The sequence below is a fragment of the Streptomyces sp. 5K101 genome, assembly GCF_046506645.1.
Classification (GTDB): domain Bacteria; phylum Actinomycetota; class Actinomycetes; order Streptomycetales; family Streptomycetaceae; genus Streptomyces.
Genome location: NZ_JBKFFO010000007.1, coordinates 119,817 through 138,377, shown reverse-complemented (window position 1 = coordinate 138,377; position 18,561 = coordinate 119,817). Strand labels below are relative to the sequence as shown.

17 protein-coding genes are annotated in these 18,561 nt (G+C 68.9%); 10 read left to right on the top strand and 7 right to left on the bottom strand.

Going from position 1 to position 18,561, the window contains the following annotated elements; genetic code table 11:
* The first annotated feature begins 91 nt into the window (after positions 1-91).
* A complete protein-coding gene (locus ACLB9X_RS15935; RefSeq protein WP_410361010.1) occupies positions 92-898 on the top strand; it encodes an NERD domain-containing protein in 807 nt (268 codons plus the stop codon).
* A 22-nt stretch (positions 899-920) separates the two neighbouring features.
* Here the strand turns inward: ACLB9X_RS15935 and ACLB9X_RS15930 are convergent, their stop codons facing one another.
* The 3 genes from ACLB9X_RS15930 to ligD form a co-directional block, all read right to left on the bottom strand.
* Positions 921-1,352, bottom strand: coding sequence for a DUF4440 domain-containing protein (locus ACLB9X_RS15930; protein WP_410361009.1), 432 nt, complete (start codon positions 1,350-1,352; stop codon positions 921-923).
* 80 nt (positions 1,353-1,432) lie between these two features.
* A complete protein-coding gene (locus ACLB9X_RS15925) occupies positions 1,433-2,338 on the bottom strand; it encodes an ATP-dependent DNA ligase (RefSeq protein WP_410361008.1) in 906 nt (301 codons plus the stop codon).
* Positions 2,335-3,210, bottom strand: a complete 876-nt coding sequence (gene ligD / locus ACLB9X_RS15920) for a non-homologous end-joining DNA ligase (protein WP_410361007.1) — start codon at positions 3,208-3,210, stop codon at positions 2,335-2,337. Before ligD ends, ACLB9X_RS15925 begins: the two co-directional genes overlap by 4 nt.
* 41 nt (positions 3,211-3,251) lie before the next feature.
* On the opposite strand from ligD, the gene ACLB9X_RS15915 reads away from it, so the two are divergent.
* From ACLB9X_RS15915 to ACLB9X_RS15905, 3 genes are all read left to right on the top strand, one after another.
* Positions 3,252-4,277 carry a Ku protein gene (locus tag ACLB9X_RS15915; RefSeq protein WP_410361006.1) on the top strand — a complete coding sequence of 342 codons (1,026 nt, stop codon included), beginning with the start codon at positions 3,252-3,254 and terminating at the stop codon, positions 4,275-4,277.
* 732 nt (positions 4,278-5,009) lie between these two features.
* Positions 5,010-7,076, top strand: a complete 2,067-nt coding sequence (locus ACLB9X_RS15910) for an RICIN domain-containing protein (RefSeq protein WP_410361005.1) — start codon at positions 5,010-5,012, stop codon at positions 7,074-7,076.
* Between the two features lie 238 nt (positions 7,077-7,314).
* Positions 7,315-7,389, top strand: a complete 75-nt coding sequence (locus ACLB9X_RS15905) for a 50S ribosomal protein bL37 (protein ID WP_373297613.1) — start codon at positions 7,315-7,317, stop codon at positions 7,387-7,389.
* Positions 7,390-7,499: 110 nt separating this feature from the next.
* On the opposite strand, the gene ACLB9X_RS15900 is transcribed toward ACLB9X_RS15905, so the two are convergent.
* Entirely contained in the window at positions 7,500-8,261 is a 762-nt protein-coding gene (locus ACLB9X_RS15900; RefSeq protein ID WP_410361004.1) for a hypothetical protein, read from the bottom strand.
* Between the two features lie 439 nt (positions 8,262-8,700).
* On the opposite strand from ACLB9X_RS15900, the gene ACLB9X_RS15895 reads away from it, so the two are divergent.
* The gene (locus tag ACLB9X_RS15895) at positions 8,701-10,320 is read left to right on the top strand and encodes a cytochrome b (protein ID WP_410361003.1); all 1,620 of its coding nucleotides are present in this window, start codon (positions 8,701-8,703) and stop codon (positions 10,318-10,320) included.
* Here the strand turns inward: ACLB9X_RS15895 and ACLB9X_RS15890 are convergent.
* Positions 10,281-10,700 carry a cytochrome c oxidase subunit 4 gene (locus ACLB9X_RS15890; RefSeq protein ID WP_410361002.1) on the bottom strand — a complete coding sequence of 140 codons (420 nt, stop codon included), beginning with the start codon at positions 10,698-10,700 and terminating at the stop codon, positions 10,281-10,283. The genes ACLB9X_RS15895 and ACLB9X_RS15890 overlap by 40 nt on opposite strands.
* Positions 10,697-12,361: a cytochrome c oxidase subunit I gene (gene ctaD / locus ACLB9X_RS15885; RefSeq protein WP_410361001.1), complete on the bottom strand. Its 1,665-nt coding sequence runs from the start codon at positions 12,359-12,361 to the stop codon at positions 10,697-10,699. The genes ACLB9X_RS15890 and ctaD overlap by 4 nt, the downstream gene beginning before the upstream one ends.
* Before the next feature lie 426 nt (positions 12,362-12,787).
* Here ctaD and ACLB9X_RS15880 point away from each other — a divergent pair, with 426 nt between their 5' ends.
* Together ACLB9X_RS15880 and ACLB9X_RS15875 are read left to right on the top strand one after the other, a co-directional pair.
* Positions 12,788-13,906, top strand: a complete 1,119-nt coding sequence (locus ACLB9X_RS15880) for a site-2 protease family protein (RefSeq protein ID WP_410361000.1) — start codon at positions 12,788-12,790, stop codon at positions 13,904-13,906.
* A gap of 398 nt (positions 13,907-14,304) precedes the next feature.
* Complete coding sequence (locus tag ACLB9X_RS15875) at positions 14,305-15,234, top strand: phosphotransferase (protein WP_410360999.1); 930 nt, start codon at positions 14,305-14,307, stop codon at positions 15,232-15,234.
* A 20-nt stretch (positions 15,235-15,254) separates the two neighbouring features.
* Here the strand turns inward: ACLB9X_RS15875 and ACLB9X_RS15870 are convergent, their stop codons facing one another.
* Complete coding sequence (locus tag ACLB9X_RS15870; protein ID WP_410360998.1) at positions 15,255-16,502, bottom strand: hypothetical protein; 1,248 nt, start codon at positions 16,500-16,502, stop codon at positions 15,255-15,257.
* 413 nt (positions 16,503-16,915) lie between these two features.
* Here ACLB9X_RS15870 and ACLB9X_RS15865 point away from each other — a divergent pair, with 413 nt between their 5' ends.
* From ACLB9X_RS15865 to ACLB9X_RS15855, 3 genes are all read left to right on the top strand, one after another.
* Positions 16,916-17,467 carry a bifunctional DNA primase/polymerase gene (locus ACLB9X_RS15865; RefSeq protein WP_410360997.1) on the top strand — a complete coding sequence of 184 codons (552 nt, stop codon included), beginning with the start codon at positions 16,916-16,918 and terminating at the stop codon, positions 17,465-17,467.
* Positions 17,457-17,768, top strand: coding sequence for a hypothetical protein (locus ACLB9X_RS15860; protein WP_410360996.1), 312 nt, complete (start codon positions 17,457-17,459; stop codon positions 17,766-17,768). The genes ACLB9X_RS15865 and ACLB9X_RS15860 overlap by 11 nt, the downstream gene beginning before the upstream one ends.
* 106 nt (positions 17,769-17,874) lie before the next feature.
* Positions 17,875-18,102 carry a hypothetical protein gene (locus tag ACLB9X_RS15855; RefSeq protein WP_410360995.1) on the top strand — a complete coding sequence of 76 codons (228 nt, stop codon included), beginning with the start codon at positions 17,875-17,877 and terminating at the stop codon, positions 18,100-18,102.
* Positions 18,103-18,561: the final 459 nt, after the last annotated feature.

The following is an 18,561-nucleotide window of genomic DNA, read 5'->3' as shown; positions in this document are numbered from 1 at the left end:
GACGACGCGACCTGTATCACGCCGCTCGCCGGACGCCGGGATGTTGCCCCCGGCCGCCATGGCTGCTCCCATGGTCAGGGGTGGTGGTGTCATGCGGGGACTGCGGGTCACGCCCACGCGGCCAGGGGGCCGTAACAGGCTGTACGTGAATCTTCCGGACGGCCGTACGGTCGCCTGGTACGACCCCGACAACGGCCGGATCAGTGTGGTTCTGGAGCAGTACAGGGAGCCCGTGCTCGCGGCCCTCGCCCCTTATGTCACCGGTGACGTCACCGTCGGCCCGCCGCCCGTCCCCTCTCCGGCGGACCTCGCCCGGCTCGCCCTGCACCCCGACGACGACCTGGCGCCCAACCGCCCCGGCGAGGCCCTGCACGCCGAGCTGGACCTGCGGCCCGCGCCGGCCCTGTCCCGGCTGCGGCGGGACCCGCGCCGGGCCGACCTCGCGGCGCAGCAGCGGCTGGGCGAGGCGCTGGACCGGCTGGAGTCCGCGGGATGGCGGACCGTGCACTGCGTACCGCTACCGGGCGCGGACCGCATCGACCACCTCGCCGTCGGCCCCGGCGGGGTGCTCGCGGTGCAGGATCTCGCGGCGCGGCGCGTCCCGGTCCGCGTCCTCGGCCCCGTGGTGCGCGTCGGCAGCGGACCGGCGGACAGGTACGCGGGGGCGCTGCGCCGCCGGCCCGAGCGCGCCGCCCACGCGCTGGCCACGGCGGTGCGGCCGGTCCTGGCGGTGGTGGGCGCCGTGCGGCTGGAGACGCGGTCCGTCCCGCAGGACGTCCGCGTCCTGCGGGACGACGAGGTGCCCGCACTGGCCCGGCTCGGCGGCGTCCTGAAACCGGCCGACGTCGAGGCGCTGTACGCGGCGGCACGTGACCGCCGCACCTGGCTGGCCGGCTGAGCGGTGCGCCCCCGGCCCCTCGTCAGCGCAGGTTGTCGCCCCAGCCACCCTGCATCATCGTCTGGAACGCCCACCGGCCGTCCTGCCGGATCAGGACGTCCGCGTACCGCAGTTGCTGCGTGTGACCGTCCATGGTCATGGTCGAGTCCGTGAAGACCACGGCCATGGCGGGGGAGAGGAAGACCGGCGTCCGTACCGACTCGAAGGTGATGTCGTCGCTGCCGTCGCCCATCACGTGCGTCATCGTCCGGACGAACTGCTGCCGGTCCCACTGTGCCGAGGCGCCGTTGCCCGCGGAGTCGTCGCTGACCAGGTTGAGCGGGAAGACGGCCATGTCCGCCATCCGCTCGACGTCGCGCTTGGCGCTCGCCTCGTCGTAGGTGGCGAACCACTCCTGGATGCTCGCCAGCTCCTCGGCGGTCGGGGTGTATCCGGTGTCGGGCAGTCGCGTCACTCTGTCTCCTCATCTGTTCAAACTTGACTACGTGGTCCGTCCTGAAGGTACTGCCCTGTCGTACAGCTAGTCAAACTTGATTAATCCACTTCCTCGGGAAGCCGCAGCCGCACCACCGTCGTGACCGTGTGCCGTGTCGTGCGCTGCTCCACCTCCGCCGTCAGACCCGGCTCGACGGTCCGGTAGCCGACGTCGCCCACTCCCACCGCGACCGCCGTCCCCGTATCGGCGCCCACCCGCCCGGCCAGCGCCACTCCCGCCTGGGACCGCAGCGCCGGCGACAGGGGGCTCGACACGACCGGTGTGTCGTCGTCCGGCAGCACCAGCACCAGCGACGCCGGACGTGCCGCCCCGCCCGTGAAGCCCACCACCACCGCGTCCCGGCTGCTCGTGTGCCGCAGCTTCCGCCAGGCCCGCGCGCCACTGCGGTAGGTCTGGTCGAGCCGCTTGACCACCAGCCCTTCGACGCCGATCGTGGGCAGCGTCCGGAACCACGTCTCCGCCTCCGTCACGTCCAGCGTCATCGGCACCGGCTGGAGCGGCGGCCCGAGCGGGCCCACCAGGGCGACCAGCCGCTCCCGCCGCTTCGCGTACGAGAGCCGCCGCAGGTCCTCGCCGCTCTCGGCCAGCACGTCGAAGGCGGCGTACGACGCGGGCAGGCTGCGCGCGAGCCTCGGCGCCCGCCCCGCGGTGGCCGCGGCCCGCTTCTGCACGGCGGCGAAGTCCGTACGTCCGTCCCGCCACACGACCACCTCGCCGTCGAGCACCGTGCCGTCCGGCAGCCGCCCCGCCGCCTCGGCGAGATCGGGGAACGCGGCCGTGACGATCCGCCCCGAACGGGCCTGCAGCAGTACCTCCCCGTCCACCCGGAAGACCACCATCCGGTGACCGTCGAACTTGGGCTCGTACGCCAGGCCCGCCTCGCGCGGCAGCACGGTCACCGACTCCGCCGCCGCCACCTTCAGCGGCGGCCTCGGCACGCTCACGGCAGCTGCCCGGCGCTGTCCGTGTCGGTGAGCGGATCGAGCAGTTCCCCGTACCGGTCGAGCCGCGCCGCGATGTCGCCGAGGCGGAACACGAGACCCTGCCGCGCCTCCACCTCCTCCCACGTCACCGGCGCCGAGACCGTCGGCTCGGCGCGGGCGCGCAGCGTGTAGGGCGTGGCGGTGGTCTTGGCGGCGGCGTTCTGACTGTGGTCGACGAACACCTTGCCGGGCCGCAGGGCGCGCGCCATCCGGTGCAGCACCAGCTTCGGCAGCGCGGCCTCGCCCTCCCTGGCCAGCTCCTTCGCGTAAGCCGACACCTTCTCGGACGGCGCCGGCACGAGCGGCACGAGCAGGTGCAGGCCCTTGGATCCCGACGTCTTGGCGTACGCGTCGAGTCCGTCCGCCGCCAGCCTCTCGCGCAGCCACAGCGCCACCTCGCAGCACTCGGCCATGCCGGCGGGGGCACCGGGGTCGAGGTCGAAGACCATGCGGTCGGCGACGGCCGGCCGGTCGGCCCGCCACTGCGGCGTGTGGAACTCGACGACGAGGTTGCCCGCCCACACCAGCGACGCGAGATCGTCCACGACCACCTGGCGCGCGCCGGGGTCGTCCGACCGGGGGACGGGGGCGGTGCGCACCCAGTCGGGCGTGCCCGGCGGCGGGTTCTTGGTGAAGAACACCTGGCCGTCGGGGCCGTCCGGATACCGCAGGAACGAGACCGGGCGGTCCTTGAGGTGGGGGAGTATCGCCTCGGCCGTGACGGCGTAGTAGTGCAGGATCTCGCCCTTGGTCGTCCCGGTGGCGGGGTGGATGACCTTCTCCAGATTGCTGAGCGCCAGCCGCCGCCCATCCACCTCCGTGATCGGCGTCATACGATGAGAATCCCACGAATCCCGGATGGAAGGGATGAAACGTGCGATCCATCTGGAACGGTGCGATCTCCTTCGGGCTGGTCAGCATCCCGATCAAGCTCGTCAACGCGACCGAGAACCACTCGGTGTCCTTCCGGCAGATCCACGAGGCCGACGGCGGCCGGATCCGTTACCGCAAGGTGTGCGAGCTGGAGGAGAAGGAGGTGACGAACGCCGAGATCGGCAAGGCGTACGAGGACGCCGACGGGTCCATGATCCCGATCACGGACGAGGACCTCGCCTCCCTGCCGCTGCCCACGGCGAAGACGATCGAGATCGTCGCCTTCGTGCCGTCCTCCGAGATCGATCCGCTGCAGATGGACGCGGCCTACTACCTGTCGGCCAACGGCGTGCCCGCCGCCAAGCCGTACACGCTGCTGCGCGAGGCGCTCAAGCGCAGCGACAAGGTCGCCATCGCCAAGTTCGCGCTGCGCGGCCGGGAACGGCTCGGCATGCTGCGCGTCGTCGACGACGTCATCACCATGCACGGCCTCCTGTGGCCCGACGAGATCCGCGCCCCCGAGAGCGCGGCGCCGCAGGAGGACGTGACCGTACGGGAGGCCGAACTCGACCTGGCCGACGCCCTGATGGACACGCTCGGAGAGGTCGACATCGAGACCCTGCACGACGACTACCGCGAGGCGGTCGAGGCCATGATCGCCGCGAAGATGGAGGGCGGGGCCACGGCGCCCGAGGCGGAGCCGTCCGCCGAGCGCGTCGGCGGCAAGGTCATCGACCTGATGGCGGCCCTGGAGAACAGCGTGCGCGCGGCGCGGGAGGCGCGCGGCGGGGAGGGCGCGGGCGCCGAGGTCACGCCGATCAAGGGCAGACGCGAGCCCAAGCCGTCCGGCGCGCGGAAGTCGACGTCGCAGGCGGCGAAGAAGACGGCGGCGAAGTCCACCGCGAAGACCGCCAAGAAGACGGCGACGGCCAAGTCCACGGCGAAGACCACCAAGAAGACAGCGTCCAAGACGGAGCCCAAGCCCACGCCGAAGAAGACGGCATCGCGCAGGCGCAGTTCGGCCTGACGGCTCGCACTGCCTCAGCCGGGTGTCCATGACTGGGCGGGGTGGCCGTGTCGGACGCCTCGCTGCTGTGGGGCACCTGCCAGGTGTCGAGCTGCTGCAGCGTGAGCCGGCGGGCGAGGCGGGCACCGCGCGCGGGGCGACGGCTTCGCCCCGCCGAGGCGTGTGCCGCGGCAGATGCCACCTGTGGCACGCATCACACCGGGTGTTGTCAGGTTGATTTCCGGCCAACAGGCACCACCCTGCCCGTAGATCTTCACAGCAAACACACGGGTCGTCCCGACGGTGAACACGGGGCGCAGGGGCGCGATATCGGCGTATTGCCCGCACACGTGTTCGCGCCATCGGGCTACCGGCGCCGAAATTTCCTCTTGTACCGGCCAGTTGGCCTATGTCTATGGTGATCCCGCGTGTGGTGGATCTTGACCAATCCGCCAGACACGCACACATCAGTAGGCGGCCGGGGGAACAGTGCCGCCACGGGGAGGGATGGATCGTCATGCCGCGATACCGGCTCGCTGACAACGCCGCGTTGGTCGCCGCTGACTGCACCCGCTGTCCCCGCGCCGGGACAGCGGGCTGACCCGGCTTGTCATCACCGCCCCCTTGGGCGGTCGCCCCCGCCTGCCCTCGCTCGCTACGAAGGACGATCCTTTGCGACTTGGACCGGGGTTGTTCAACCCCAGATCCCGAATATCCGCGACCCTCGCCTCTGCCGTCACGTCCGTCACAGCCTTGGCCGTCCTCGGTGGCCTGGCCGTCCAGCCCAGCCTGCTCGGCCGGGACGCCGAACCGCGCATGGCCCCGGCCGGCGACTCGTACGAAGGCTACGACGCCAAGGCAGCCGAACGGCTGCGTGAGGACCAGTGCCTGGCCGGCGAAGCCATGCGCAGGGGCGGACCCAGCATGTTCGCCCTTGCGCAGGAGGCCATCGCGCTGCCGCCCGATCAGCTCCACGAGAAGCTCGAACGGGACATCTTCAACGACAAGACCCCGCTGCATCAGGCCTACAGAGCGGACAGTGACAGCAAGGACCAGTGGGTCGACAAGGTCCAGAAGCAGGGGTACGCGTGGTCGAGTGCCACAAGCGGCCTGGAGTCCTACCCCGGCGAACCGCGCGACGCGAACAAGATCTACGACCGGATCGGTCTGCTGCCGTGGCTGTGGCAGTCGTACTCCAATCCGGAGGAGGGGGTTCTCAACCCGTTCTGGGACCCGTCGCCCACCGCTGACGACAAGACGAAGGCCGCCGCGCTCGCGATCGGCGACCCGCTGTACACCACCGGAGGGACGCCGAAAGAACAGGAGGCGTGGGCGCTGTGGAAGAAGAACTCCGGGAAGGTCGAGCCCAACGAGTTCTTCGTTCCCAGGGTGTTCGCCGATGACGCCCGGATCTTCCTCGCCTCGGGCGGCTTCCCGCGTACGGCACCGGCCCCGGGCACGCCGGAGTTCCGCGTCGCGGTCGAGGATCTGAAAACCCGTTTCGCGTCGTGTGCGTGGCACGACCCGATCGACCCGAACCGGGTGCTCGGCAAAGAGGTGGCGCAGGCGTCCGCCGAGTGGCAGCAGGAGATCGCCTCGCAGGCCGCGCAGCGGCAGCAGATCCTCGCCGCCGGCAAGGACGCCACGAAGGCGTTGCAGGACGGCACATTCACCCTGGGGCAGATCGTCGGCCAGTCGTGGCTCGCGGACTACTACACCCGCTGGCAGGACTACTGGTCCCCCGGCGGTGTGGGCTGGATCGGCGACAGCCACGTGACGATCGAGGTGCCGGGCGCGAGGGGCAGCTGCCTGGACGTTCAGGGCGGCGGTACGACCAACGGCACGCCGGTCCAGATCTACACCTGCAACGGCGGTGCGGCGCAGCAGTGGACGCTCGAGGGCAGTGAGGACGACCTCCACCTCCGCAACGTCGGCTCGCAGAAGTGCCTGGATGTGGCGGGGAACGCGTCGGCGAACGGTACGAAGATCCAGATCTCGGACTGCTACAAGTCCAAGGGGCAGTCGTGGAAGGGCGACGTTCGCGCCACCTCACCCCTGAAGAGCTTGTCCACAGGCAAGTGCCTGGACCTGAGTTCGTTCGCCAAGAGCACCGACGCGCGGCTGTGGGACTGCAAGGACGCCGGTACGCAGAAGTTGCGCCGCGAGGTGTACTACGTGGACCACGTGGACGACTTCGGTCTCAGCGGACTGACCGAGAAGGTGTGCTCCCGTTCGATGCTTCGCCTCGACGAACCCACTGTGCTCGCCCTTGCCCAGCACGCGGCCGCTGAAGAGGAGGACGACCAGCTCGGCACGGATGTGCAGCTGCTGATGAACTCTCCACTGCTTGCCGAGGACATCCACGCCCTGTGGTTGGCCGGCGTGCGACGCTGCTTCGACCCGGTCGAGGACGGCACGGACATGCGTGCCTGGCTGTGGCGCCTTGAGGACGCGCGCTCGACGCGTCCGCGGGAACGGGATCCCGTCGAGGTGCGAGTCCTGGACAAGGTGCGGCCGGTGGTATCGGAGGGAGAACTTCGCGAAACCGTGGCGACGGAGATCTCATTCGCCGCAGCCGGGCTGGAACAGGCCGTCGCGGTACCTGGCATCGCAGCAGCGCTCGCCGAGTGCGTCCGCCACTGCACTCCCGATCTCGCCTTCCGGCTGCTGCTGCAGGTCCTGCCCACGAAGAGCGCCTCGTTGTCCCCTGAGTACCTGTATCTGTCCGCAGAGCAGTACGCGAGGCTGGAGGCGCTCGGGGCGGCGTTCCGCTATGGCGCGTACGTCGTGAGCGACATCACGTACCTCGTCGGCCCATAGCAACGACCCGGGAGTGCGGCCTGGACGATACCTCCGCGTCGAGGTCGGCTCCGGTGCCCGGCTGCGCCACCGCTACCGGCGCATCCTCGGCACCGCCCACGCGGCTGCGCGCCGTCGGCGTCGGTGCGCCTGACGCGGGAGGCGCAGATCAGCGCCGTGGGCGACGCTGATGCGGCGGCCACGGCCCGAATCTAGACTGGCGAGCGCCCGATAAACCCCGAAAAGAGAGATGTGTACCATGTCGAAGCGAGGCAACAAGCGACGCGCCCGCAAGAAGAAGGGCGCGAACCACGGCAAGCGGCCCAACGCCTGAGCGGGCCGGCCGCCGTACCCGCCCGGTGCTGCCGCGCCGTCGTGCCGCAGAGCGGGCCGGTGGCGGCAGTACCGGCCGGCCTCTCCTGGCCCCCGGGCGTCAGGACGCCGTCAGATACATGCCCGACGGCCCCGCGCCCGCCGTGTTGCGGCAGCTGAAGTCGCCCGCCGGCTGCGCGTAGAGCCGGCCCCGGACATCACCGCGCGGACCTCGTCTACGGCCTTGCCGACGTTCGCCATCACGGTGTCGATCTTCGCGTCCACAACCTCCTGCTGGTCGTCGTGGCAGTACGAGTAGTAAATGATGTAGTCCTTCGCGCAGCTCGTGATGATGTCGGCGAACCCGAGGTCGTTGCCGCCGATCGACAGCGCGATCGCCTCGACGTCGTACGTGGCGGCCACGGCGGCCAGTTGGTCCGCCTGGGGTGCCTCGCCCTTGAACGCGGTGCCGCCACTGGACGCGCGGAAGACGTTCTGCGTGGTCGCCCCGGAACAGGCGAGGTTCACCAGCGCCTGGGTCGTCCCGGTGGCGCTGCGCACCTCCGCGGAGTCCGACCGGTGGCACCCGTTCGCCGCCGTCGTCCCGTACACCCGCGCCGGGTCGTACCCCGTCCCGGTCCAGGCGCGGTCGGTGCCGTCCCTGCTGCCGGTGTCGGTGAGGCTGTTGCCCTGCCACCGCCCGGCCTCGCCGGAGATGTAACTGTCTCCCAGCGCCACGATCGCACTCGCCCCACTCTCCGGCCCGGCCTGTGCTGTCCCGGCCCCGGCGGCCACGAGTCCACTGAACGCGAGCGGCGCGGCGACGGCGGCCCGCAGCCACCGCTGCCTCCGAGCCGTCGAGGGCAACACTCCGAACAGACTGAATCCAGACACGGCGAACTCCTGCTCCTGGCCACAAGAGAGCGACTTCCGGTCGTTCTCGACGAGGGTGTGGCGTACGGGTGGGGGAGCCGCCGGCCGGTGGCATGCGGAATCTGGCACGCGGGATCTTGTTACCGCTAGGTAGGTGCAGGTCACTTTTCCGTCACGTGACGACTGGGGTAGGGGCTGTTTTCCGCCATCTGGACCGGAGCTGCCTGTAACCCCAGGTAGCCACCATCGCTGTGACGCGCATCACGGGCACATGGGCGTCGGTCGTCTACAGGAGAGAGAGCGCCACGGCCGGGATGCGTCCCTTCGGAGGGTGAACCGGCGCGTGTCGACGCCGTTCCCCCGTTCTTGCCTATCGTTGCCTCAAACGGAGAGACAGCGGGAGCAGCCTGTGATCTTCTTCCGGCGGACTCGTCCGAAGACACGCACGGTGAAACGGCGGATGACGGGAGCGGCGGAACGGGGCGCCTTCGCGCTGGACGAGCGGTTGCCCGTCGGTGAGGCCGGTGGGCTGCTGCGCAAGGCCTTCCCCGGTCACTGGTCCTTCTACCTGGGGGAACTCGCCCTCTACAGCCTGCTCGTCCTCATCCTGACCGGGGTCTACCTCACGCTGTTCTTCAAGCCGACCATGACGGAGGTCGTTTACAACGGCTCGTACACCCCACTGGACGGCGTCCCGATGTCGGAGGCGTTCGCTTCCACCCTGGACATCAGCTTCGACGTACGCGGCGGGCTGCTGATCCGTCAGATGCACCACTGGGCGGCCCTGGTGTTCGCGGCGGCCATCGGGGTGCACATGCTGCGGATCTTCTTCACCGGGGCCTTTCGCAGACCCCGCGAGGGGAACTGGGCGATCGGCCTCACCCTGTTCGTGCTCGCCATCACGGAGGGATTCGCCGGCTACTCACTGCCCGATGACCTGCTCTCCGGAACAGGCCTGCGGATCGCCCAGGGCATCATGCTGTCGATCCCGATCGCCGGGACCTACCTCTCGATGTTCGCCTTCGGCGGTGAGTATCCCGGTGAGGAGATCATCGGCCGGCTGTACGGGATGCACATTCTGCTGCTGCCCGGCCTGCTCGTCGCGCTGGTGACGGTCCATCTGATCCTGGTGTTCTACCTGAAACACACGCAGTGGGCCGGCCCCGGCAGGACCAACCGCAACGTCGTGGGCAAGCCGATGTTTCCTCAGTTCGCCGCCTCGTCCAGCGGGCTGTTCTTCATGGTGTTCGGTGTGCTGACGCTGCTCGGCGGGCTGGCACAGATCAACCCCGTATGGGCGTACGGGCCGTACCGTCCCGACCTGGTGTCGACGGGTTCGCAGCCCGACTGGTACGTGGGCTTCCTGGAGGGCGCGCTGCGGCTGATCCCGCCATGGGAGACGGTGATTGCCGGGCACACCTTGATGTGGAACGTGCTCCTGCCCGCCGTGGTCCTGCCCGGCGCGCTGTTCTCGGTCCTGTACGCGTACCCCTTCATCGAGGCGTGGGTGACCGGCGACCGGCGCGAGCACCATCTGTGCGACCGGCCCCGCGACCGGCCCGTACGCACCGGCTTCGGCGTCGCGGGGATCGTCTTCTACGGTGTCCTGCTCCTGGCCGGCGGCAACGACATCGTGGCATTCACCTTCGACGTCTCCTTGAACGCACTGACCTGGGTGCTGCGCGTCGCCGTGATCGTGCTGCCCGTGCTCGCCTTCCTGGTGACCAAGCGGGTCTGCCTGGCGCTGCGGGAGGCCGAGCACGAACGGCTGGCCGAGGGCGTGGAGACCGGCGACGTACGGCAGACCATCGAGGGCGGCTACACGGAGAGCCACCGGCCGGTCGAGGCGGGGAAGCGGTACATCCTGCTGCGGGGGAGCCTGCCGGTGGCACCGCCCCAGGAGCCCGCCGCTTCCGCCGGCAAGGTCGCGCGGCTGCGTGCGGCGCTCCACACGTGGTACGCGGCCTCCGCACAGCCGCAGCAGCCTCCGGAGGACGCCGGGGAGGAGTTCCCGGTCGAGCCGGCCCCCCGGCGCGCGGCTCAGCGCGGGCGATCTTGGGACGGTTCGCCCGAGTCCTGACGGCCCGCGTGTTCGAGGACCATGCCGAGGACGCCCGGCGCCAGCACTCCGAGGCCGATCAGCAGCAGCCACAGCCCGTACACCACGCCCAGCGCCACGATGACGGAGCCGGCCGCGACGACGATCGGCCAGGGGCTGTCCGGCGGGAGGAACTCCACCGGGCCGGCGCTCGGCGCTACTTCGGCGTCGTTGCGGTCCTGCGGCCTGCGCCCCCGCCGCCGGTACTGGACGGCGAAGAAGAAGGACACCAGTGACGCCATGACAAAGGCCACGACGAGGACGGCCGTTCCGGTCGGGTCGGCCGAGAACCAGCCGTAGCTCACGGCCGTGACCGCGAAGAAGCCCGCCACACCGGCGAAGAGCATGGCTTCCGTTCTCATCCGTGGCGCCTCTTCTCGTCCTGTTTGATGGCGGGGTGATGCAGGTCGAAGGCCGGTGACTCGGAGCGGATGCGCGGCAGGGCGACGAAGTTGTGGCGCGGCGGCGGGCAGGAGGTCGCCCACTCCAGTGAACGCCCGAACCCCCACGGGTCGTCCGCGTCGACCTTCTTCCCGTACCGCGCCGTCTTCCAGACGTTGTAGAGGAACGGAAGCGTCGACATACCCAGGAGGAAGGCGCCGACGGACGAGACGGTGTTGAGCAGGGTGAACCCGTCCGCCGCCAGATAGTCGCCGTAGCGCCGGGGCATCCCCATCTCGCCGAGCCAGTGCTGCACCAGGAACGTCGTCTGGAATCCCACGAAAAGCGTCCAGAAGTGAATCTTCCCGAGTCGCTCGTCGAGCATTTTGCCGGTGAACTTCGGCCACCAGAAATAGAACCCGGCGAACATCGCGAAGACGACCGTACCGAAGAGGACGTAGTGGAGGTGAGCGACGATGAAATGGCTGTCGGTGAGGTGGAAGTCCATGGGCGGTGACGCGATGATCACCCCGCTCAGGCCTCCCAGCAGGAAGGACACCAGGAATCCGATCGCGAACAGCATGGGTGTCTCGAAGGACAGGGAGCCGTAGCGCATGATGCCGATCCAGTTGAAGAACTTCACCCCGGTCGGCACGGCGATCAGAAACGATGCCGCAGCGAAGAACGGCAGCAGCACCGCGCCCGTGGCGAACATGTGATGCGCCCACACGATGGCCGACAGCATGGTGATGGTGATCGTGGCCCCGACCAGGCCGAGATAACCGAATACCGGTTTCCTGGAGAAGACGGGAAGAACCTCGGTGATGATGCCGAAGAACGGCAGCGCGACGATGTAGACCTCGGGGTGCCCGAAGAACCAGAACAGGTGCTGCCACAGGATCGCCCCACCGTTCGCCGCATCGTAGATGTGCGAGCCGAATTTCCGGTCCGATTCCAGGGCCAGCAGCGCTGCCGCGAGCACCGGGAAAGAGGGGAGAACGAGGATCGAGGTGAACAGGATGTTCCAGGTGAAGATCGGCATCCGGAACATCGTCATTCCCGGCGCGCGCAGACACGTGATGGTGGTGATGAAGTTGACCGCACCCAAGGTGGTGCTGACTCCGGTCACCACCAGGCCCATCGTCCACAGGTCGCCGCCCACACCCGGGCTGAACACCGCACTGTTCAGCGGCGCGTAGGCGAACCACCCGAAGGCCGCGGCCCCGCCCGGCACCAGAAAGCCGCTGACCACCATCAGGCCGCCGAACAGGAACATCCAGTACGACAGGGCGTTCAGCCGCGGGAAGGCCACGTCCGGCGCGCCGATCTGCAACGGCATCACGGCATTCGCGAAACCGGCGAACATGGGTGTCGCGAACAGCAGCATCATGACCGTGCCGTGAATGGTGAACCACTGGTTGTACTGATGCAGGTCTGCCAACTGGAGCCCAGGCCGGGCGAGTTCCGCCCGCACCAATAGCGCCAGCACCCCGCCCAGCAGGAAGAAGGCGAACGCGGTGACCATGTAGAGATTGCCGATCACTTTGTGATCGGTGGTCCGTGTCCAGCGCACCAGCGCCCGCCCGAGCGGCGGAGCCTGCGGCCGGCGGGCCCGTGCGGGGCCTTGTGCCAATTCGGTCATGACCTGGTCCGCCGTTCACCTGGACCCACTGGACCCACCCACCGGGCGCTCCCTCGCGTCTCTCCGCCGTCTCTCCGCTGCGCCATCCACCCCTGCCGCAACCCGCTCCCCGCCAGGAGACTCCGGTCAGGAGATGACTTCCGTCGGGAGAGTGGATCAGCCAGAATGTCATGATTTCTCCCCGATGGCGGGTAACCGGGCCGGGCAGTGACGTGCCCGGCGGCAGTGGCCCCGTTCGTTGCCGGCGGCAGCGCGCCCGTTCACCGAGGTTTCGTTGCCGGCGGGAGGGTCACCTGGGAAAACACAGGGCCCCGATGCGATGGCGGTCTCGTCTCGTGCGTGGTCAGGGGTTGCCCGGCACAGAGACCGCCCAGGGGCCGGACGAGTGAGGTGGCTGCTGTGCGGGCGACGTTGTCACTGGGCCGCGTGGCCGGAATCCGGGTGGGCGTGCACTGGAGCGTCCTGGTCATCTTCGTCGTGATCCTGCTGGGCTTGGGAGGCAGCCGTTTCCCGGAAGATCATCCGGGTCGTCCGGCATGGCAGTACTGGTTCGCCTCATCGGTGACCGCGGCGGTCCTGCTGTTGTCGCTGCTGGCTCATGAGATCAGCCACGCGCTGGTGGCCCGTCGCAACGGTGTGTCCGTCGACGACATCACCCTGTGGCTGCTCGGCGGGGTCGCCCGGCTCAAGAGCGAGGCATCCACCCCGGGAGCGGAACTGCGGATCGCCGGCGTGGGGCCGTTGGTCAGCCTCCTGCTCGGAGGCGTGTTCGCTCTGGCGGCCGGGCTGCTGGAGGGGGTGTCCGACGCCGGGCTCGTGGTGGAGGCGCTGGCCTGGCTGGCCGGGATCAACATCCTGCTGGCCCTCTTCAACGCCCTGCCCGCCGCGCCGCTGGACGGCGGCCGGCTGCTGCGCGCGATCGTGTGGTGGAAAACCGGCAGCCCGCTGCGCGCCACCGTGGTGGCCACGGCCGCGGGACGGGTGCTCGGATGGCTGCTGGTCGGTGTCGGCGTGTACCTCCTGCTTGCCGGGGCCCCCTTCAGCGGCGTCTGGCTGGTGGTCATCGGCTGGTTCGTCATCGCGATGGCCACGATGGAGGGCGGCCAGGCACGGCTGCGTGAACTGCTGGGCGGAATCCCGGTGAGAGACGCCATGACGCCTGATCCGGTCACTGTCCGGGCCACCACCACCGTCGGCGAGTTCCTCGCCGACCCGCGCTTCCGCTTCCGTCACTCGGCCTTCCCCGTCGTCGACGAGGAGGGTGCCGCGGTCGGCCTGGTCACCCTGAAGGGCGCCGACTCGGTCCCGGAGGCGCAGCACGGCACCACCACCGTGGCCGACGTGATGGTGCCGGTCGACGACCTGCCGACCCCGCACCCCGACGACCCGCTGGCCCGGCTCGTCCCCGAGCTGGAGACCGGCTCCGCCCACCGCGCCCTCGTCCTGGACGGGAGCCGCCTGGCCGGCATCGTCACGTCCTCGGACATCAGCCGGGTCACCTCCTGGCTGAGCTCCTCATCCGCCTGGCGTGGCCGCACCTTGTGAGCCGAGGAGCGCCGCGCGCGACGCTCTTCCCCCCTATACATGTCCGGAGGCCTTCGCCGTTCCCGGGCAGGACCTGGGGCGATGCTCCAAGAGCCTGCCCACGAACAGTCCACGGACCCCGGCATACGCCCGCTCCGAGCGGCATACGGCTGCACATACACGAAGACCCCGGCCTCAGCGTTTCCGCTGGTGACGGGGTCTTTGGACACCTCATACAGGGTGCCCCCGGCAGGATTCGAACCTGCGCACACGGCTCCGGAGCCCATCAGAGACCGTTGCTCTTTTGAGGCGCTGACCTGCGGGGCAGGCACGGGCTCGGCCTCTGTCGACCTAGATCATTACGCCCCCATTACGTGGGTGGCCTGTCGGGCGGTCGGTCCGGCCCGTATGGTCGAAGCATGATCTCGGGCAGCAGCGGGGCATCTGACGGCGGCGGCGCGGAGTTCACGGAGGAGGGCCTGGAGCCCGTCCTCAGGGAAGCATGCGCGACGGTGGGACTTGACCCCCGCGGCGCCGAGTTGCTGCGGCTCGGGTCGAACGCGGTCTACCGCCTGATGTCGTTACCCGTCATCGTCCGCATAGCGCGTGATCCGTCGGTGCTCGCGGAGATGGAGCGGGCCGTGGGCGTGGCCCGGTGGCTTGAGACGCAGGATTTGCCGGCCATGCGCGTGCCGGCGTCGGTCGCCCAACCGCTCGTCGTCGGCAGCCTGGTGGTGACCTTCTGGGAGAGCGTCCAGGAGCACGTAGAGTACGCGACGGTCGGCGAACTGGCAGATCTCCTACGGCGCTTGCACTGGCTTGAGGAACCTGAATCCCTGGGCCTGCCGTACTTCGACCCGCTGGCCAAGCTGGCGGCGTCCCTCGAAGGTCTGGACGGCATCTCGGCGGAGGACCGAACGTTCTTGGAGGAGCGAGCGGCGAGCGTGGCCAAGGACTACGACCGGCTGGACTTCGTCCTTCCCTTCGGCATGATCCACGGTGATGCCAGCATCGGGAACGTCCTCCGCCATCGGGACGGGCACGCTGTGCTCATCGATCTGGACGGCTTCGCTCTCGCCCCACGCGAGTGGGATCTGATCCAGACGGCGATCTTCTACGACAGGTACCGCTGGCACTCAAAAGCGGAGTACGCCGAGTTCGTGCACCGGTACGGCTTCGACCTGATGAACTGGCCCGGGTACGAGACCCTCGCGGACCTGCGTGAACTGATGATGGTTGCCTGGCTCGGTCACCAGTTCACGACCAGCGACCGGGCCGCCGCCGAATTTGCTCGGCGGGTAAGGTCCCTTCGCACCGGGGAGGGCCGAGACGAATGGGGCCCGTTCTGAGCACACGCTGACCGGGTCTCTCAGGCACCGACATGATCACCCGAGGCGATCCACAGCCTGTGCTCTCTGACCTGATCGGTGAAGATCTGTACGTCCTTATTGTTGCCGATCCGTGCAAGGTTCCGCCGGAATTCGGCAAGGTAGCTGACGCACCGGGCCGACTTGAGTTGCTCGCCCAGGTCGAGCGCATCGAGCGCCACGCGGCAGGACTCCTCGACGTCGCCCGCGTGTAGGTGGGCGTCGGCCAGGACCATGGTCGCGAAGAAATCGCTCCGTACGTGGCTGCCGCTCATGGCGTTCTCGGCGTGAGCGACGGCCTGCCGGGCGCTGTTGACGTCTCGGAAGCAGTGGGCGGCCTCAGCGGCAAGTTCGGCTTCGTCGAAGTAGCTGATCCACTCCGGCTCGTCGTCGTTGTTCCTGCTCTCCAGCGCATTCGTGGCCGCGCTCAGGGCGGCTTCGCAGGCCCGTACATCGCCGGTTCGGGCGAGAGCGCGGGCTTCCATGGCGTGGAACTGGGCGCGCAGTGTCGGTGTGGCCACGGGAGAGATACCCATGAGAGCCGCGCGGGCGAGTGTCGCGGCCTGCGTGTAGCGACCGAGGAACGTCGCCTGATGGCTCATGGCGGACAGGATGCTTCCGGCGAGCCGACGGTCGTTGGCGTCCTGGGCCAACCGGAGAGCCTGGAGGAAATACCGTTGTGCCAAGCCGTGACGGCAGGCGTCGTAGGACATCCAACCGGCCAGGAGGGTTGCCTCTGCCACGGTGGAGAACAGGGCCCGACCAACCTGCTCGCTGTACTGACCGCGCAGCAGCGGGGTCACTTCGGTGCTGAGGTACTGGATAGCTGCGTGCCGAGCGTGGTCACCACCGAAACGGTCGTCCAACTCGGCGAACATGTCCGCGGTGGTCTTGATGGCGGCTATGTCTCCGAAACCGACGCGCATTCCATCCCGACGCTGCCGAGGAACGGCTGGCTCTGGCGCGACCAACCACCGGAGCGAGGCTTCGTTCCACGCAGGCTCGGACGGCTCAGCCTGTAACAGGGGCTCGTACCGGTTGAGATCAGCGCGCCACAGCTGGCCGACTGTTTCGATCGCGCCCTCGGGGCTCGCCGGATAACTGGCGTCCAAGAGCCCCGTGTCCCGTTTGCCCTCGTGGTTCAGCCCCAACTCGGCGGCACTGAGGTCGAACACCTCGCACAGCAACGGACCGTAGAAGTCGTCCGGCGTGCTGTGTCCGTTCTCCCAACTGGCGATACGACGTTTCACGCTCCCATCCGACGGGAGTTGGTGGCCACGGCACATCGCAGCCTGACGCAACTCACGCACCAACCGCGGCTGACTCCAGCCTCGGCCCACACGGGCTTGCCGTAAGCGAACGCTGGTCGGCTCCAGCGAAGACGTGACCGATCCCTCCCCACCTGTGCATGGGCGCGACTTCTGGGGCGCACGACTCTTTGACCTTACGACCGAATGTACGCGCTGTTCATCGCTGCGCGCAGCAAGTAACCAGAGGTCGGGGGCGGCTGACTCGTGACGGGGGATGACGCGTCCACGCGTGACGCGTCATCCCCCGTCACCTCTCGTCATCTGCCCTGGCCAGGGTTGTGACCCGGAGTCTGGACACAGAGCGGCATCGCGGCCGCAACTGAGTCTGACCGAGGTGAGATGACGTGCAGAGGATGACCAGGAGGGGCGTCGAATGGCTCTCCGCGGCGGCTGACGATCCGGCTGCGTGCCGGGCTACCTGGGCGGACGACCCCCGAGCACCGTACATGCTGCCGACTGGCCGCTTCTTCGACGTGGTGACGGTCGACCAGCGCATCGGCATCGAGACGTTCGATCAACTGCTGCGTCGCGGACTGCCTTTCGGGCCAACGGTGCTCGACCATAAGGCCCGCCGTGTGGGCTTCTTCCTGGGTTCACAGAGTCGGGAGGACTTCGCTCACTACCTCGCACGGGAAGGGGGCACCCCACCCGCGTACCGCTACCTGAGCCGCGGCTCGGTGGTCGTCGTCCCTGGCCCCATGCCCATGTCCGGTGACCGTTACGAGTGGCTCCGCGCCCCGACCCGGCGACCGATGGCCAACCCGCTCCGTCCGGTCGCCTTGGCGACCATGCTCGTTGCCTCAGCCGAGCTGCTCGCCCGTGTGGACCGGTACGGCGAGCGCTACCCGTCTGCGGCTGCCCTCGCTCTATCGACAATCGAGGGGACCTCGACCGATGCGGGATGACGCTACGGACCGACGCGACGCTGCTATCTGGTCGCCTTTGGACAACGACGGTTGGTACGCCGCGCGCAATGCCACGACCGCTCTCCGGGACGCCCTGATCCGCGCGGGACTGGAGAAGGACTTCCCTTATCTGCGGGCCGACTTGAACGCCTTCGGGCACGGCCTGGTCGAACTCGGGCGTGTGTCGCCGGCCACCGCGGAGCGACTGGCAGAGCTGCTGCGGCTGGCGCTGGTTTCCGGGTTACAGCGCCGTGAGGAGAGCGGCGACGAAACTACCGAACACCGCAAAGAAAGGGACTGACGTCATGACGGACCGACGGGGAGTCGTCGCCAAGCGAGCCGAGAACCTGATACCTGGCGTCCCCTACGTCCGCGGCTGGGCACAGGCTCGACGCAGCTCCGGAGCCTTGGCCGCACAACTGACCGCCCTGGGCTTGGAGTCGGACTTCCCTGGCCTCACGGCCGACGTGAACGTCTCGGGTGACGGCTTGGTACGCCTCGGCACTATCCGGCCGGAGGCGGCGCGCATGCTGGCCGAACTGATCGTGTCGGGCCTCGCGGCAGAGACATCGATGGACGCCGATGCGTTGACGGCAGAGGCGGGCACTGCCCGTCGGAATTCGTCGGCTGCCTGATCAAGCCAACTGGTGAGACTCCCGCCAGTTGCGGTTCGAGCGCGCTCCCGCGACCGGCCGGCCTGGCCCCGTACGTCGTCGTTCCCCCGGCGGTCGATGTGCGGGGCCTTCTGCTGTACGCGATGCCCTTCGTCCGTGTCTGCCGCTCGGCCGGGACCGGCGCCCCAGCGCCGCAGCCCGGACGAAGCGGCAGACCAACACGTTCGGTGGGCGGCAGCGATGGGCGGCATACCTGCCCCGCATGTGAGGACATCAGCTTGGGAAGCTGCGATCACTGGCAGACGGCTCGGGCGCTGACCTGGGCGAACGGCTGGGCTGTGACCTCTTCGGGCCTGGCTGCTTTCACCGTGATTCCCCGCTGTTCCCCGCTCGATCCGGTGCGCTTGTGGTGCGGGAGCGGTGCTGCGTCAGGAGCGGGGGCCCAGCGGGCAGCGTCAGCGCCACCCGCCTTCTGAGATG

What these genes read in the sequence shown, in the direction of transcription:
- ACLB9X_RS15935 (WP_410361010.1), top strand. Translation starts at nt 92, where the DNA reads ATGCGGGGACTGCGGGTCACGCCCACGCGGCCAGGGGGCCGTAACAGG.
- ligD (WP_410361007.1), bottom strand. Translation starts at nt 3,210, where the DNA reads ATGACGCCGATCACGGAGGTGGATGGGCGGCGGCTGGCGCTCAGCAAT.
- ACLB9X_RS15895 (WP_410361003.1), top strand. Translation starts at nt 8,701, where the DNA reads ATGACGGGAGCGGCGGAACGGGGCGCCTTCGCGCTGGACGAGCGGTTG.
- ACLB9X_RS15890 (WP_410361002.1), bottom strand. Translation starts at nt 10,700, where the DNA reads ATGAGAACGGAAGCCATGCTCTTCGCCGGTGTGGCGGGCTTCTTCGCG.
- ctaD (WP_410361001.1), bottom strand. Translation starts at nt 12,361, where the DNA reads ATGACCGAATTGGCACAAGGCCCCGCACGGGCCCGCCGGCCGCAGGCT.
- ACLB9X_RS15875 (WP_410360999.1), top strand. Translation starts at nt 14,305, where the DNA reads ATGATCTCGGGCAGCAGCGGGGCATCTGACGGCGGCGGCGCGGAGTTC.
- ACLB9X_RS15865 (WP_410360997.1), top strand. Translation starts at nt 16,916, where the DNA reads ATGACCAGGAGGGGCGTCGAATGGCTCTCCGCGGCGGCTGACGATCCG.
- ACLB9X_RS15860 (WP_410360996.1), top strand. Translation starts at nt 17,457, where the DNA reads ATGCGGGATGACGCTACGGACCGACGCGACGCTGCTATCTGGTCGCCT.